The 15597-nt window shown below is 69.6% G+C and carries 12 protein-coding genes; 4 read left to right on the top strand and 8 right to left on the bottom strand.

Translation table 11 applies throughout. From position 1 onward, the window contains the following. Nucleotides 1–5: 5 nt before the first annotated feature. Nucleotides 6–1412 (bottom strand): class II fumarate hydratase, encoded by a 1407-nt coding sequence (locus ACFWF2_RS31085; protein ID WP_379311047.1) that lies wholly within the window; start codon nt 1410–1412, stop codon nt 6–8. A 114-nt stretch (nt 1413–1526) separates the two neighbouring features. Further along, nucleotides 1527–2570: a class II fructose-bisphosphatase gene (gene glpX, locus ACFWF2_RS31080; protein ID WP_189026226.1), complete on the bottom strand. Its 1044-nt coding sequence runs from the start codon at nt 2568–2570 to the stop codon at nt 1527–1529. Nucleotides 2571–2696: 126 nt separating this feature from the next. On the opposite strand from glpX, the gene ACFWF2_RS31075 reads away from it, so the two are divergent. Continuing rightward, the gene (locus ACFWF2_RS31075; RefSeq protein ID WP_379311046.1) at nt 2697–3263 is read left to right on the top strand and encodes a DUF4245 domain-containing protein; all 567 of its coding nucleotides are present in this window, start codon (nt 2697–2699) and stop codon (nt 3261–3263) included. A 9-nt stretch (nt 3264–3272) separates the two neighbouring features. On the opposite strand, the gene ACFWF2_RS31070 is transcribed toward ACFWF2_RS31075, so the two are convergent. The 3 genes from ACFWF2_RS31070 to ACFWF2_RS31060 all read right to left on the bottom strand — a co-directional run bounded on the left by ACFWF2_RS31070 (nt 3273) and on the right by ACFWF2_RS31060 (nt 5524). Beyond that, complete coding sequence (locus ACFWF2_RS31070) at nt 3273–3527, bottom strand: exodeoxyribonuclease VII small subunit (protein ID WP_379311045.1); 255 nt, start codon at nt 3525–3527, stop codon at nt 3273–3275. After that, nucleotides 3524–4816: an exodeoxyribonuclease VII large subunit gene (gene xseA / locus ACFWF2_RS31065; RefSeq protein WP_379311044.1), complete on the bottom strand. Its 1293-nt coding sequence runs from the start codon at nt 4814–4816 to the stop codon at nt 3524–3526. Before xseA ends, ACFWF2_RS31070 begins: the two co-directional genes overlap by 4 nt. A gap of 99 nt (nt 4817–4915) precedes the next feature. Next, entirely contained in the window at nt 4916–5524 is a 609-nt protein-coding gene (locus ACFWF2_RS31060) for a lipid droplet-associated protein (RefSeq protein WP_379311042.1), read from the bottom strand. Nucleotides 5525–5638: 114 nt separating this feature from the next. Between ACFWF2_RS31060 and ACFWF2_RS31055 the strand changes: the two genes are divergently transcribed. Beyond that, a complete protein-coding gene (locus tag ACFWF2_RS31055; protein ID WP_379311041.1) occupies nt 5639–6658 on the top strand; it encodes a 4-hydroxy-3-methylbut-2-enyl diphosphate reductase in 1020 nt (339 codons plus the stop codon). 59 nt (nt 6659–6717) lie between these two features. On the opposite strand, the gene ACFWF2_RS31050 is transcribed toward ACFWF2_RS31055, so the two are convergent. The 3 genes from ACFWF2_RS31050 to ACFWF2_RS31040 form a co-directional block, all read right to left on the bottom strand. Next, nucleotides 6718–7485: a DUF6542 domain-containing protein gene (locus ACFWF2_RS31050; RefSeq protein WP_379311040.1), complete on the bottom strand. Its 768-nt coding sequence runs from the start codon at nt 7483–7485 to the stop codon at nt 6718–6720. A gap of 105 nt (nt 7486–7590) precedes the next feature. Next, nucleotides 7591–8739 carry a DNA recombination protein RmuC gene (locus ACFWF2_RS31045; protein ID WP_379311039.1) on the bottom strand — a complete coding sequence of 383 codons (1149 nt, stop codon included), beginning with the start codon at nt 8737–8739 and terminating at the stop codon, nt 7591–7593. 176 nt (nt 8740–8915) lie between these two features. Beyond that, nucleotides 8916–10073 (bottom strand): RNA-guided endonuclease InsQ/TnpB family protein, encoded by a 1158-nt coding sequence (locus tag ACFWF2_RS31040; protein ID WP_379311038.1) that lies wholly within the window; start codon nt 10071–10073, stop codon nt 8916–8918. A gap of 271 nt (nt 10074–10344) precedes the next feature. Here ACFWF2_RS31040 and ACFWF2_RS31035 point away from each other — a divergent pair, with 271 nt between their 5' ends. Together ACFWF2_RS31035 and ACFWF2_RS31030 are read left to right on the top strand one after the other, a co-directional pair. Then, nucleotides 10345–11541, top strand: a complete 1197-nt coding sequence (locus ACFWF2_RS31035) for an exonuclease SbcCD subunit D (RefSeq protein ID WP_379311037.1) — start codon at nt 10345–10347, stop codon at nt 11539–11541. 70 nt (nt 11542–11611) lie between these two features. Further along, nucleotides 11612–15433: an AAA family ATPase gene (locus ACFWF2_RS31030; protein WP_379311036.1), complete on the top strand. Its 3822-nt coding sequence runs from the start codon at nt 11612–11614 to the stop codon at nt 15431–15433. The last annotated feature ends 164 nt before the right edge of the window (nt 15434–15597 follow it).

The following is a 15597-nucleotide window of genomic DNA, read 5'->3' as shown; positions in this document are numbered from 1 at the left end:
TCGTTTCAGGGCTTGCGGTCCACGTTGGCCATCGCCAGCACGTCGAGCTTGCTGTCGAGCTCCTCGACCGAGAGCTTGTCCGGGGTGAGGCCGCGGTCGATCACCGTCTGGCGGATCGTCTTCTTCTCGCGCAGAGCCTGTTTGGCGACGGCGGCGGCTTCCTCGTAGCCGATGGCCGAGTTCAGCGGAGTGACGATCGAGGGGGAGGACTCGGCCAGGGTGCGCAGGTGCTCCTCGTTGGCGACCAGGCCGACGACGCACTTGTCGGCGAAGAGGCGGGAGACGTTGGCCAGCAGGCGAATCGACTCGAGCAGGTTGCGCGCCATCACGGGAATGTAGACGTTGAGCTCGAAGGCTCCGCTCGCCCCGCCGAAGGCGATCGCCGCGTCGTTGCCGACCACCTGCACCGCCACCTGCGTGACCGCCTCGGGCAGAACGGGATTCACCTTGCCCGGCATGATCGAGCTACCCGGCTGCAAGTCCGGCAGCTGGAGTTCGCCGAGCCCGGTCAGCGGGCCCGAACCCATCCAGCGGATGTCGTTGGCGATCTTGGTCAGGCTGACCGCGATGGTGCGCAGCGCACCGGAGGCCTCGACCAGACCGTCGCGCGCGGCCTGGGCTTCGAAGTGGTCGTGTGCCTCGCGCAGCGCGTCGATTCCGGTGCTGCGCACCAGTTCCGCGACGACCTTGGTGCCGAACCCGGCGGGCGCGTTGAGTCCGGTGCCGACCGCGGTGCCACCGATCGGCAGCTCACCCAGGCGCGGCAGGGTGGCCAGCGCGCGCTCGATCCCCGCCTCGATCTGCCGGGTGTACCCGCCGAACTCCTGACCCAGCGTCACCGGCACCGCGTCCATCAGATGCGTGCGACCCGACTTCACCACGGTGCGCCACTGCTCCGACTTGTCCAGCAGCGCGATCCGCAGATGTTCCAGCGCGGGAACGAGATCGGTGATGAAGGCCTCGGTGGCGGCCAGATGCGTCGCGGTGGGGAAGGTGTCATTGGACGACTGCGACATGTTCACGTCGTCGTTGGGATGCACGGTCACGCCATTGCGCGCGGCGATCGAGGCGATCACCTCGTTGGCGTTCATGTTGGAACTGGTACCCGACCCGGTCTGGAACACATCGATCGGGAACTGATCGTCGTGCCGCCCCTCGGCGATCTCGTCGGCAGCGGCGACAATCGCGTCGGCCTTCACCGGATCCAGCAACCCCAGATCCTTGTTGACCTGCGCACAAGCAGCTTTCAGCAGCCCGAGCGCCCGAATCTGCGCCCGCTCCAACCCCCGCCCACTGATCGGGAAGTTCTCCACAGCCCGCTGCGTCTGCGCCCGCCACAGCGCGTCCACAGGCACCCGAACCTCACCCATCGTGTCGTGCTCGATGCGGTACTGCACGTCGTCATCAGCCATACCTCGACCCTAGGACGAGATCAGCGCGAATGGTGTTCCCACACCTACGGAAAATCCCACACCGCGGTCAGGAATACGAGAAGGCCCCGGGGTCGAAACCCCGGGGCCTTTCCGTCACGGCAGTGGCGGGTTGGCGCTGTCGTCGCCGTCGAAGTCGACGGAGGAGTATTCGCGGAGTTTGGTGAGGCGGTGGTAGGCGTCGATCATGCGGACCGTGCCGGACTTGGAGCGCATGACGATCGACTGGGTGGAGGCGCCGCCGCCGAAGTAGCGGACGCCGCGCAGGAGGTCGCCGTCGGTGACGCCGGTGGCGCAGAAGAAGACGTTCTCGCCCGCGACCAGGTCGGTGGTGGACAGGACGCGGTCCAGGTCGTGGCCCGCGTCGATGGCCTTCTGGCGCTCTTCGTCGTCCTTGGGGGCGAGCATGCCCTGCAGTTCACCGCCGAGGCAGCGCAGTGCGGCGGCGGCGATGATGCCCTCGGGGGTGCCACCGATGCCGACGAGGATGTCGACGCCGGACTCGGGGCGCGCGGCGGCGATGGCGCCCGCGACGTCACCGTCGGAGATCAGGCGGATGCGGGCGCCCGCGTCGCGGGTCTGCTGGATGATCTCGGCGTGGCGGGGGCGGTCCAGGATGCAGACGGTGAGGTCGGAGACCGAGGACTTCTTGGCCTTGGCGACGCGGCGGATGTTCTCGCCGATCGGGGCGGTGATGTCGATCGAGCCGGCGGCGTCGGGGCCGACGGCGATCTTGTGCATGTAGAACACGGCGGACGGGTCGAACATGGCGCCGCGCTCGGCGACCGCGAGCACCGAGATGGCGCCGGGGGAGCCCTTCGACATCAGGGTGGTGCCATCGATCGGGTCGACGGCGAAGTCGACGTCGGGTCCGGTGCCGTCACCGACCGCCTCGCCGTTGTACAGCATCGGCGCTTCGTCCTTCTCGCCTTCGCCGATGACGACGACGCCCTTCATGGAGACGGAGCTGACCAGCTGGCGCATGGCGTCGACGGCCGCGCCGTCGCCGCCTTCCTTGTCTCCGCGGCCGACCCAGCGGCCCGCTGCCATCGCGCCTGCCTCGGTGACGCGGACCAGCTCGAGTGCGAGGTTGCGGTCGGGTGCCTCGCGGCGGCTGGGGGCGGGCGATGATGCCGTCATTGCGGAGTGCCTCCTTGGCGTTGGTGTACGGGGGCAATTGTCGCATTCAGATCTGGCACGGTCGTGCACCACCTCCTCGGACGCCCGCTGACAGCCCTGGTCGGCGTCGAGTGGATACTGGTAGCCGTGGCCCAGCAGAAGCACCGGATCTTCAACGACTATCGCGACCTGTTCTGGTCGCTGATCCCGTTGGTGCTGATCGCGATCGTGCTGGCGGGCGCCGCGAGCCAGTGCACGGTGGCCACGAACGGCCCGACGCAAGGTCAGGTGCCGCATTTCGACGCCGACTCGGCGCTGCGCTCCGACGCCAAGTCGCTGCCGTTCCCGATCCGCAACCCGGATCTTCCGCAGGACTGGGTGTCGAACTCGGGCAGCCGCGAAACCATCGTCGCCGCAGGTGGCGGCCCCGTGAGCACCGTCGGCTATCTGACCCCGCAGGGCACCTACATGCGGCTCTCGCAGAGCTCGGCTTCCGAGGAAGCACTGGCCAGGCACGTGCTCGGCTCGCGCTACGCCACCGGAACGCAGGACGTGGACGGGCAGAAATGGGTCGTCTACGCCGAGCCGACCGAGGAGTCGGCGTGGATCGCCGACCTGAGCGGTGTCCGAGTGCTGATCACCGGCGCGGGAAACGAGGCCGCGTTCACCACGCTGGCGCGGGCGGTCACCACCGCGCAGCCGCTGTCGAAGTGAGCGATTGACCTACTCGCCTGTGTCGTCGGCGTGCGACGCGATGGCGTCCTCCACGCGCTTGCGCGCACCGGCCAGATGCTGTTCGCAGCGGGTCGCCAGTGCCTCGCCGCGTTCCCAGAGGGCGAGCGAGTCGTCGAGATCGAGGCCGCCCTGCTCGAGCATCTTGACCACATTGACCAGTTCGTCGCGGGCGCGTTCGTAGCCGAAGGCGGCGATCTCGGCGAGGGTGTCGGCGGGCTCGGTTCCGGCGTCGGGCACGATCATTTCCCCTTGTCGTCGGTGGCGGGTGTCAGGCGCTGGGTGCCGAGCGCGGCGGCGGTGACGGCGCCGTCGGCGACGCGGATGCGGAGCTGGCTGCCCGCTGGGGCGTCGGAGATCGCGCGGACCACGTGACGTTCCGGTCCGGCGACACGCTGCACGACAGCGTAGCCACGGGCCAGCGTCGCGGCGGGACCGACGGCGGTGAGTTTTTCGCGCAGGTGCACGGCCGCGGTGGATTCGGTGCGCAGCGTCTGCTCGACCGTGCGGCGCGCCGCCAGGCGCAGCCGCTCCACCTCGTCGTGGCGGTGCCGCAGTTCGCGCAGCGGATCGGCGAGGACGGGGCGCGAGCGCAACTGGGCGATGATGTGGGTTTCGCGCTGCACCCAGCCGCGCAGCGCGGCGGCCGAGCGGGCCCGCATCTCGCGCACACCGGCGAGTTCGGCGGCGGCGTCGGGGACGATGCGTTTGGCGGCGTCGGTGGGTGTGGCGGCGCGCACGTCGGCGACGAGATCGCTCAGCGGCGCGTCGGGTTCGTGGCCGATCGCGCTGACGATCGGGGTGGTCGCGGCGGCGATGGCCCGGCACAGCGCCTCGTCGGAGAACGGCAGCAGGTCTTCGGTACTGCCGCCGCCGCGGGCGAGCACGATCACGTCGACGGCGGGGTCGCGATCCAGCGCGGCCAGCGCGTCCAGCATCTGCGGCACGGCCGTCGGTCCCTGTACCGCGGTGTTCTTCACAACGAAACGGACTGCGGGCCAACGGTTCTGGGCGACGGTCAACACATCGCGTTCGGCGGCGCTTGCCCGTCCGGTGATCAGCCCGACCGTGCCGGGCAAGAACGGCAGCGGCCGCTTGAGCCGCGGATCGAACAACCCTTCCGCCGCGAGCAGCGACTTCAACCGCTCGATCCGCGCGAGGAGTTCCCCGATGCCGACGGGCCGGATCTCGGTGACCCGCAGCGACAGCGTGCCGCGCCCGGTGAAGAACTGCAGCTTGCCGTAGACGACGACCCGGCTGCCCTCGGTCAACGGAACGGGACTGCGCCGCAACAACTCCGGATCACACGTCACCGACAGCGACATATCCGCCGAGGTATCGCGCAGCACCAGGAAGGCGGTGCGCGTGCCGGGCCGCAGATTGATCTGGGTGACCTGCCCCTCCACCCACACACTGCCGAGCCGGTCGATCCACTGCGCGACCTTCACCGCGACCGAACGCACCGGCCACGGCTGCTCCGCCGAACTGCCCGGTGCGCCTGCCTGCGCGGCAGTGCCGGAGCCGTCCTCAGTCATACGTCAGGTATACGCGGCGCTACCGACACAAACAAAAGCGGCCGCAACCGGCGCCGGTGGCGCGGATTGCGGCCGCATCGAAGTCGGAGGGAGAGAGCCCTACTGCGCCTGCACCGTCGCGATGCGGTTGGTCAGCATGGTGACGAAGGGAGCGCGGGCGCGGGTCTGCTGCTCGAAGGCCAGCAGCTGCGCCAGCTCCTCGACGGTCAGCATGCGCAGCCGGGCGCGCAGCTGGGCCAGCGTCATCGCCGGGTAGTCGTAGCGGACGGCGACCTCGGGGGCAGCCACCTCGTCGGCCTCCGGCTCGGCGGCAGGCTCCTCGGCGGGCTCGACGGCCTCGGTCTCGAGCAGCAGCAGCGACGCGGGCGCGGCCTTGCCGTTGGCCTGCTCGGCCGGGAGCTCCTCGGTGTACAGATCGAAGCGGCTGGCGTGGCCGTTGGTGGCGACCGCGGGCTCGGGCGCGATGTCCTCGTCGAAGGTGGCCCACTCCGGCTGCTCCTGCGGAGTCGAACCTAGCCGTTCGAACACGAGGTCACCCTTGAGCGCGAGGCTGGTGACGAACTGCTGCACATGCATCGTCGTCTGCAGCACGCGACTCAGCGCGGTGATCGGGAAATTGACCGCGGCGACGGGTAACCGCCGGGTCTCTTCTAAGGCGTACACGGCGGCACCGGCGGCGACCCTGGCCACGAACGGAGGACGGAACATGGTCCCAGCCTGCCGCAAACCGCCTGTGATGCAAAGGTCCAGGCTGCCCGGATGTGACTTTCGCCCCCCGATCCGCCCTGATCCCGCCCGCGCGACGCACGTAAGCTGTGGATCATGACCTCGGCAATTCCCTTGAACGTCGGTATCACGCGCTCCGCGGGCGCGTCCGCTGCCGGTGGCAAGCGCGTGCTGCTGGCCGAGCCGCGCGGCTACTGCGCAGGCGTCGACCGCGCCGTCGAGACCGTGGAGAAGGCGCTGGAGAAGCACGGCGCCCCGATCTACGTCCGCAAGGAGATCGTGCACAACCGGCACGTGGTGGAGACGCTACGTGAGCGCGGCGTCATCTTCGTCGACGAGACCGACGAGGTGCCGGAGGGCGCGCTGGTCGTGTTCTCCGCCCACGGTGTCGCGCCGATCGTGCACGAGACCGCCGCCGCACGGAACCTGCGCACCATCGACGCGACCTGCCCGCTGGTCACCAAGGTGCACCAGGAAGCCAAGCGCTTCGCCCGCGACGACTACGACATCCTGCTGATCGGCCACGAAGGCCACGAGGAAGTCGAGGGCACCGCCGGTGAGGCGCCCGAGCACGTGCAGCTGGTCGACGGCCCCGACTCGGTGGACAAGGTCTCCGTGCGCGATCCGTCGAAGGTGATCTGGCTGTCGCAGACCACGCTGTCGGTCGACGAGACCATGGAGACGGTCCAGCGGCTGCGGGAACGGTTCCCCACGCTGCAGGATCCGCCGAGCGACGACATCTGCTACGCCACCTCCAACCGCCAGACCGCGGTCAAGGCGATGGCTCCCGAATGCGATCTGGTGATCGTGGTCGGCTCGCGCAACTCCTCCAACTCGGTGCGGCTGGTCGAGGTCGCCCTCGGCGCGGGCGCACGTGCCGCGTACCTGGTCGACTACGCCCGCGAAGTCGACCTCGCCTGGCTCGACGGCGTACAGACGATCGGCATCACCTCGGGTGCGTCGGTGCCGGAGATCCTGGTGACCGGTGTGCTCGACCTGCTCGCCGAGCACGGCTTCGGCGAGGTGCAGCCGGTGACGACGGCCAACGAGACGCTGGTGTTCTCGCTGCCGCGTGAGCTGCGCGCCGCGCGTCGCGATGCGGCGCCGCAGGACTGACTGAAGCCCATAAAGAAGGAATCCCCGTCGCGTGATCGCGGCGGGGATTCTTCGTTTTCCTACACGTTGTCGGGTCGGCGCCGTTCGGTGCGGCCGGTGTCGGCGCGGTCGCGGTAGCGCACAGTCGGCTGCGGGTGCGGCTGTGGGTCGGCCCGTCGGCGCGGCGTGCGCGCCGGCTCGGCCTCGCGCGGTGCTGCGCCGCCACGGCCCGATCGCGGTGTCCTGGCCGCGGCGGGAGCGCGCTTGGGGTCGGTCGCGCGTGGGGCGCGGCGGGCCGGGCTGGCCATGTCGACTTCGGTGGCCGGGTCGTCCAGGACGGCGGTGGCGCGGCGGGTGCGCCTGCGGGTCGCGTCGTCGAGGGTTTCCGGCCTGCGTCGCTTGGCCGGGTTGGGTTCGGTCTTGCGTTCGGTCCGGCGTTCGGTGGCGGGCCGCGCGGTGGCGGGGGCGCGCTTGGCGATCGCGATCCGGGCGCCGCCGATCGCCAGCACCAGCACGGTGGCCAGCATCATCGTCGGGAAGCGCTCCACCAGCGGGATGATCAGGTTCATCAGCACGTCTTTGATGGAGGTGGTGGCGCGCCCACCCAGCATCTGGCAGGCCAGCGGCACCGCGACGAACAGCAGCAGCGGCGGCATCACCATGGTGGAGAACAGGCCGCGGAACCGCACGGCGCAGACGGCGAGCACACAGCCGAGCACATACAGCGCCGAGAACGTGCCGGTCGGGTAGGTCTCGCCCCCGAGCGCGTCGATCAGGAACCCGAACATCGTCATGCCCGCGGCAAGCAGAATCGCGGCCCAGGCGGGGATGCCGGGCACCGAGGGCATGATCGAACGTTGCGGCGCGGGCACCCGGGGTCGCGCACGTTGGGAAGCAGCCACCCTATGACACTAACCGCACAACGCGCCGTCAGGCGCCGCGGCACGGGGATCTCAGCGGCGATCCTCGGCGTCGGCGAAGGCGACGACCCGCGGTCTGGTCTCGGTCGGCCGGATTGCCGGGAGCTCCTGATCGGCGATCCCGAGATCGTGCATCCGGCGCGCCGTGACCATCACCCGTGACTCCACGGAGCCGACGGTCGCGTTGAAAGCCGCTACTGCCTTACCGAGATTCACGCCCAGATTGTCCAGATGTTCGGCCACCTTGCCAACCCGCGTGTAGAGCTCCTTGCCCAATTGCTGCACCGTTGCCATATCGCGCGACAGCGCTTCCTGCCGCCAGCTGAACGCGACGGTGCGCAAGAGCGCGATCAGCGTAGTGGGGGTTGCCAGGATCACGTTCCGGCCGAACGCGTACTCCAGGAGCCCGGCATCGGTGGTGAGGGCGGCGTCGAGGAACGGGTCGCCGGGCACGAACAGGACGACGAACTCGGGCGCCGGATCGAAGGCCGTCCAGTACGCCTTGTCGGCCAGCTGGTCGACGTGGGCGCGCAGATGCTTGGCGTGGCGGGCCAGCAGCTGGTCGCGCGCGGTGGGGTCGTCGGTGGTCGCGGCGTCGAGATAGGCCGTGAACGGCACCTTCGCGTCGACGACGATGTGCCTGCCGCCGGCCAGCCGCACCACCAGGTCGGGCCGCACCCCGGCGCGATCGTCGCCGCCTGCGCGGTGGACCTGGGTGTCGAAATCACAGTGCCTTGTCATGCCGGCCAGCTCGACGACCCGTTCCAGCTGGATCTCGCCCCAGCGACCGCGGACCTGCGGCGCGCGCAGCGCCGCGACCAGCTGACCGGTCTGATCGGAGAGCCGATGCGAGGTGCGCTGCATCCCGGCGACCTGCTCCCGCAATCCCGAGTACGCGTCGATCCGGTGATGCTCGACCTGGCGGATCTGCTGCTCCAACGCGCCGACGGCATCGCGCAGCGGATCGACCATCGCCCCGATCGCGGCCGAATGCCTGCGCGCCGCATCCTCGTTCGCCGCGTGCAGCGATTGCTGCAGCAACCGCTGATTGTCCCCGGCGGCGGCGAGCCTGGCCTCCGCGGCGACGGCGCGTTGCCCGCCCCGGGCGGAATGCCCCAACCAGCCGAGACCGAACCCGGCAGCGAATACCAAGACGAGCGCGACGAGCATCGAGGCGGTCATAGCGGCGATAGTGCCCGAGCCCACCGACAAACTCGCAATCACCGAGCAACCCGGCGTGGTGACTCGCCGGTGAATGACCCTCGTGTAGTGCGTCGAGCCAACTGCCTGGTTCTAAACTGCCAGGCTTGTAACTCCGCCCTCGGACTGGCTGCCCGGAGGCGGGTTACGTCCAACACCTAGGTAGGTGTAGGGGCGGCTGACTGCGCCCCGCTACCCCACTGCTTCGCCGCGCGGGCGGCGATATTGTGAGAAGCGTTCCGGTCGGCGTGTTCAACGAAACCGCACGCCCGGCAACAGAATCTGGCTTGGTTGGGGCGGTTCGCCCGCCCCGTGTGCCCACATTTCCGGCAGGTTTGGGAGGTATAGGCGGCGTCCACGAACACGACGACTACTCCGGCGCGGCGTGCCTTGTATTCGATGAACGACCCGAGTTGATGGAACCCCCAGGAGTGCAGTGCGGCCCGTTGGGGCTTGCGGAGCCGAACCCGCTCACGGATTCCGGTCAGTACCTCGAGACCGATTCCGTGGGCGGTGCGTTGCGCCTCGACCACAATGCGTTTGCTGATCTGATGGTTGATCTCGATTGCGCGGCGAGACTCTTTGCGTCGCTGCCGTTTCAAGACCCGCTTCGCGGCCCTGGTGCCTTTCGCCTGTAGCTTCCGGCGCAGCTCCTGCTGGCGTTCGCGATGGCGGCGTAGTGCGCGCCCTGCCGCCCGGTAGCCGGTACTGGTTGTGGCGATGTTCGCCAGCCCAAGATCCACTCCGATCCAGCCGGCGGGTTCCGGTGTCTCAGGTTCGGGGATATCACAGGTCGCGTACAGGAACCACACCCCCTTTCGGTGGACGAGGTCGGTTTCGCCTTGCCGGTATAGCTGGAGGGCTTGCAAGTGATCCGCGGACCCGGTGAAGCAGAGATTCTTCATCCGGCCCGCCGTGGTCCAGATGGAGACTGTTCGGGTGTCGTACTGCCAAGATAGGCACCGGTCATCGAATGGTTGAGCAGCGTCGGGCCGAAACCGGATCGGTGAGCTCTCGACCCGCTCACGGCGGCGGCTACCCTTCGGCCCGTAGTTCCCGGCGATTAGATTCGCGGCGCGGGTTGTGTAGGCGTCAGCGACCTTCCGGATCACATGCAGCGCGGGCTGCGCCGACAGACCGACCGCTTTGACCTGTGAGTAGTGCTTGCGTTGCAGCTCGGTCCGACCGCGCCTGGCGGCAGTCTGCGCCTGTTCGGCGAGCCATGTTGCGGCGGTGTTGGTGGTGCGGAGAGTGCCGGCGAGTGCAGCAGCTTGCTCCGGAGTCGGGAGCAGCTTCACCACCACGACCAGCTGCACCCCGTCACGATAGCATCTGGCTATGCTTTCTCGGTGGGTGCGGCAGAAGTTCCCGACCGCACGCGAAAGTACCTGTAGGAGAATCATTTGTGGTCGTCGTCGTACATCGCGAGTCGAGTGGTGGGCGCCGTTGGCGATGGTCATCGAGCTCATGTGAACCAGCAGCGACCGGCGTGGAGTTCGGTCCCCCATTCCTCCCGAGCCCAGGGCTGGTGTTTCCTTGCCGAACCACAGTTGAATTCTGTCGGGGGTGTGGCCTAAGTTTCGCGGCATGCGGATCCTGCATACCTCCGATTGGCACATCGGGCGCACCTTCCACGGTGTCGACCTGCTGGCCGACCAGGCACGGGTGCTGGCATCGATCGCGGAACTGGTCGCGGCCGAGTCCGTCGACGTGGTCGTGGTGCCGGGCGACGTCTACGACCGGTCCATTCCGAATGCCGACGCCATCGCGGTCTGCAACCGCGGCTTCGAGGCGATCAGGGCAGCGGGCGCGCTGATCGTGGCGACCTCGGGCAACCACGATTCCCCCGCCCGGCTCGGTGCGGGCGCCAGCTTCGCGGCGGCGGGCGGGCTGCATCTGTGCACCCGGGTGTCCGACGCCGATCGGCCGGTGCTGATCGCCGACGCGCACGGCGAGGTGGCCTTCTACGGCATCCCGTATCTGGAGCCGGAGATCACCCGCGCCGAACTGGGTGTGCCGCAGGCGCGGTCGCACGCGGAGATCCTCGATGCGGCGATGGGGCGCATTCGCGCCGATCTGGACGGCAGGCCGGGCACGCGCTCGGTGGTGCTCGCGCACGCGTTCGTCGTCGGCGGGGAGGCGACGGGTTCGGAGCGGTCGATCTCGGTGGGCGGGGTCGAGACGGTGTCGATGTCGGCGTTCGACGGGATCGACTATGTGGCGCTGGGCCACCTGCATTCGCCGCAGACCCTCTCGGAATCGGTGCGCTACAGCGGTTCTCCGCTGCCGTACTCGTTCGCCGAGAATTCCCACCGCAAGGCGGTCTGGATCGTCGACCTCGACGCCGGCGGTCTGGCCGCGGCGCACCGCCACGAGCTACCGCTGGTGCGCGGGCTCAGCAGGCTCACCGGCAGGCTCGACGAACTGCTCACCGATGCCGGATTCGCCGATGCCGAACAGCATTACGTCTCGGCCACCCTCGTCGACAGCACCAGGCCGGTCGATCCGATGCGTAAGCTGCGCGAGCGGTTCCCGCACGCCGTGCACGTGGAATGGGCTCGCCCCGAGGGCAATCCGGAGTTGCATTACCGCGAGCGGGTGCACGGCCGCCGCGATGTCGAGGTGGCGGCGAGTTTCCTGACCGACGTGCGTGGGGAACCGAGCAAGGGGGAGATGGTGTGGGTGGAGCGGGCCTTGGCTGCGGCAGTGCGTGAAACCGATTCGGGCCGTGTGGAATCGGAACGGGACATCGATGGCGCGGATGCCATGGACGTGTCCGCGTGAGCCTTCCGCGCGGTGGAGCTGACCGTCGGCATGTCGATGCCGTGCCCGGCGCGGTAGCCGGTGGTGTGGCATGAGACTGCATCGACTCGAGATGGTCGCCTTCGGTCCGTTCGCCGACAGCACCGTCGTCGACTTCGACGCGCTCGGCGCCGACGGACTTTTCCTGCTGCACGGGCACACCGGTGCGGGCAAGACCACCGTGCTCGACGCGATCGCGTTCGCGCTGTACGGCAGTGTCCCCGGCGCGCGGGGCGAGGGCAAGCGGCTGCACTCCGACCACGCCGACGCGCAGACGCCGCCACAGGTCACGCTCGAAGCGACAGTCGGTGGCAGGCGCCTGCGGCTCGCCCGCAGCCCTGCCTTCGAACGGCCGAGCAGCCGAGACAGCACCAAGTTCACGGAGATCAAAGCCAAGGGCACCCTCGAATGGCTCGACGGCTCGGGCGAGAACCTGTCCAGGCTCACCGATATCGGCGACGAGGTGCTGCGCCTGCTCGGCATGAGCGCCGACCAGTTCTTCCAGGTCGTGCTCCTGCCCCAGGGTGACTTCGCCCGATTCCTGCGCGCCGAGAACGAAGATCGCGAGAAGCTGCTCGAAAAGCTCTTCGACACCCAGCGATTCGGCACCGCCGAACAGTGGCTCGCTGATCGTCGTCGCGCGTCCGCGGCCGATCTCGACACCCGCAAGCAGGGCATCGACCGGCTCATCACGAAGGTCGGTATGGCCGCGGGCTACAGCGGTTCGGAGTCGGTCGGCGTCCTCGACGCGGTCAGCTGGTCGCAAGATCTGCTGGCGGTGGCCCGCACCGCGCTGGCCGAGGCCAACACGAATGCCGAACTGCGGCACAAGGAATCGGCCGAAGCGCGCACTGAGGCCGAGGAGCAGCGGCGTATCGCCGGGCTGCACGCCCGGATGGCGGCTGCCCGCGCGGAACTGGCGACCTACACGGCGGAGGCGCCGCGCCGTGCCGAGCTGGAACGCGAACTCGAACAAGCCCGCCGGGCCGAGCCGGTCGTTCACGCCATCGACGAGGCGCGATCGGCGGTCCGCGCGCTGCGTCGTGCCGAGTCGTCGACCCGAACTTTCGCCGGTGAGTTGGCCATCCAGCTAGGTGCCGAGGCAGCTGCCGACATCGCGGGGATCGACCTGCTGACGGTTGTTCTCGACGAGCAGACCGATGCGGCTGTGAGCCTTGATGTCTCGGCTTACGCGTCGGACGGACGGCCCGCGCAATCAGGTCCTGGCGCCAGGCAGCCCAGCCGATCAGTCGCCCCGGGCGGCTCAACCGGCGCGGACGATGCGCAGTCTGCACGCCGATCGGTGCCGAGCGCCGGGAAGGTTGCAACTTCATCCGAGACGGAGGTCATACAGCACTCTCGGCCGGGAGCCGGGTGGTCTGTCGACCGCCTCCGTGTGCGGGATGTCGAGGGTGACCTCGATGGCGCGGCCAGCCAGTGGAATGGCCTGCTCGGTGTGCTCGGTGAGGTGCGGGCCGATGCGGATACCGCGCATCAGCTCACCGCCGACCTCGCCGCGCACGAGGCCGAAGCGGCTCGCCTGACCGAGCGGGCGACCGCGCTGGCTCAGCGCCGCGTCGAGTTGCCCGCCGTGATCGCCGGGGCGGGGGAGCAGTTGCGGGAGGCGACCGACGCGGCCGCCGCACTGCCCGGACTGCGCACCGAACTCGGCAAGTGGCAGGAGTCGGCGGCCGCCGCCGTCGAATTGGCCAAGCAGCGACCGGCTTTGGATCGCGCGCAGGCCGAGTTCGACACCGCCCGGCGAAACCATCTCGATGCCAGGGAACGCGTACTCGATCTGCGCTCGCGTCGCCTGGCAGGCATGGCCGCCGAACTCGCGGGCGCGCTCGCCGTCGGCGCACCGTGCGCGGTGTGCGGGTCCGCCGAGCACCCTGAGCCCGCGCGGCCCACCGATGACGCGGTGTCCAAGGACGCCGAGGACGCCGCCACCGCCGCCGAGCAAGCGGCCGAAGCGGCCCGCGACCGGATCGCCGAGCGCATCGGCGTCATCGAACGCGAGATCGAGGCACTGATCGCCCACGGCGGCGACGCCGACCCGGTCACCCTGGCCGACGGCGTCCGCGCCGCCACCCACCGCTTCGACGACGCGGCCGACACCGCCGATCGCGTCGCCGCCCTCACCACCCGCCTCGACACCCTGCGCGCCGAGGAAACCGCCCTGCACGAGCAGTCCCGCGACCTCGACGCCCGCCTCGGCACGGCCACCGCCACCATCGCGGCCACCCGCACCCGCCTCGACGAACTCACCCGCCGCCTGCGCACCGCCGCGGGCGCCGACGACTCCGTCGACGCCCGCACCACCCGCCTCGAATCCCTCGTCACCGCCGCCACCGCCCTGCGCGCCGCCCGCCTCGAGGAATCCACCGCCCGCGACGCCGTCCGGCAGATCGCCACCCGCGTGGAAAACCTGGCTCGCGCAGCCGGTTTCGTGCCCAAAGGTTACGACGAGGCCGACCTCTCGAATACCCACGCCGCGCCCCCGGACGCGACAGCGGATGCCCCCGTGGCCGACGACGGCACCGGAACAACGGCCGCTTCGGCGAAGGATGGAGGTGCCAGTTCGGGGGATGGATCGGCGGCCGACGCCGGGACGGTGGCTGCTTCCGTGGCCGGCGGTCGTGCAGGGTCGGCGCCTGATTCGGCGGCTGGGCCAGGGGGAGCAGGTGCTTCGGCGGCCGAAAGGAGTCCAGGGGCGGCGGATGCGTCCGAGGCAGGTGGAGATGCCGGGGCAGGGAGTAGTTCGGCGGTCGATGGTGGCGCAAGGACACCGGACGCTTCGGGAGTCGACGGCGGTCTCGGAGTTCAAGCCGCTTCCGCCGGCGGCGATTCGGGCGGCCGGGCGGATTCGCGTCCAGGACGCGGTGCACGTCCGGTTCGCATCGAGCCCGACATGCCCACTCTGTTCGACCTTTTCGACGACGACCTGGTTGACGACGAACCGGGGCCGGAGGCCGAACCGGCACCACCGCGCGACGACGTCGCGCTCCTCACGGCCTACGCCCAAGTCGTCACCGCCGTCGCCCGTACCGCGCAGCAACAGTCGGCCATCGAGGCCGAACTCACCGCCGCCGACCGGGCACGGGCCCACGCCGACGCGGTGCTGGCCGAACCGCAGATCCAGGCGGTCGCCGAACAGGTCCCCGGCGACCTGACCGCGCTGGAACAGCGCTTCGCCGAAGCTCAGCGCGCGCTGACCACAGCGGTCGCCACGCAGTCGGCGGCGGCGGAGCGGGTCGCGCAGCTGGAACAGCTCGGTACCCAGCTGTGGGGTGAGGTCGAGCGGATCGCGCCGAGGCAGCGGGAATTCGACGAACTGGCCACGCTGGCCGAGGTGGTCGCGGGGCGTGGCGAGAACAATCGCCGGATGTCGTTGCGCTCCTACGTGCTCGCCGCTCGCCTCGAGGAAGTCGCGGTGGCGGGATCACTGCGACTGCGCCGGATGTCCGGCGGCCGCTACGAATTCGTCCACTCCGACAAGGCGGGACCGCGCGGTAAACGCGGTGGCCTCGGCCTCGATGTGCGCGACGACTACACCGGCGCCATCCGCTCCGCGAATACCCTCTCCGGCGGCGAAACCTTCATGGCCTCACTGGCTCTCGCCCTTGGCTTGGCCGATGTGGTCGCCGCCGAATCGGGTGGTCTCGTCCTGGACACTCTATTCATCGACGAGGGATTCGGCAGCCTGGACGCCGACACCCTCGACGCGGTGATGGGCGTGCTCGACGAACTACGCGCGGGCGGTCGCGTCGTCGGCGTCGTCAGCCACGTCGACGAGATGCGGCAGCGGATTCCCAGCAGGCTCCACGTCGTCCGCGGCCGCTCCGGTTCCCGGCTCGAGGCCACCGTCGCCTGAGCCGGTGTCCCGCAGCATCGCGACGGCGAGCACCGAGCCCGCCGCCGCCAGTCCGGCGGCGGCGAGGAACGCCATGGCCAGCCCCGGTAGCTTGGCGCTGTAGGGGGGGGCCCCCGACCAGTAGGTGCCCAAAATGGGCCCCCGAAACAGCCCCCAGACAACCC

The organism is Nocardia sp. NPDC060259, assembly GCF_042728775.1.
Classification (GTDB): Bacteria; Actinomycetota; Actinomycetes; order Mycobacteriales; family Mycobacteriaceae; genus Nocardia.
This window is presented reverse-complemented; position numbering and strand designations above follow the sequence as displayed.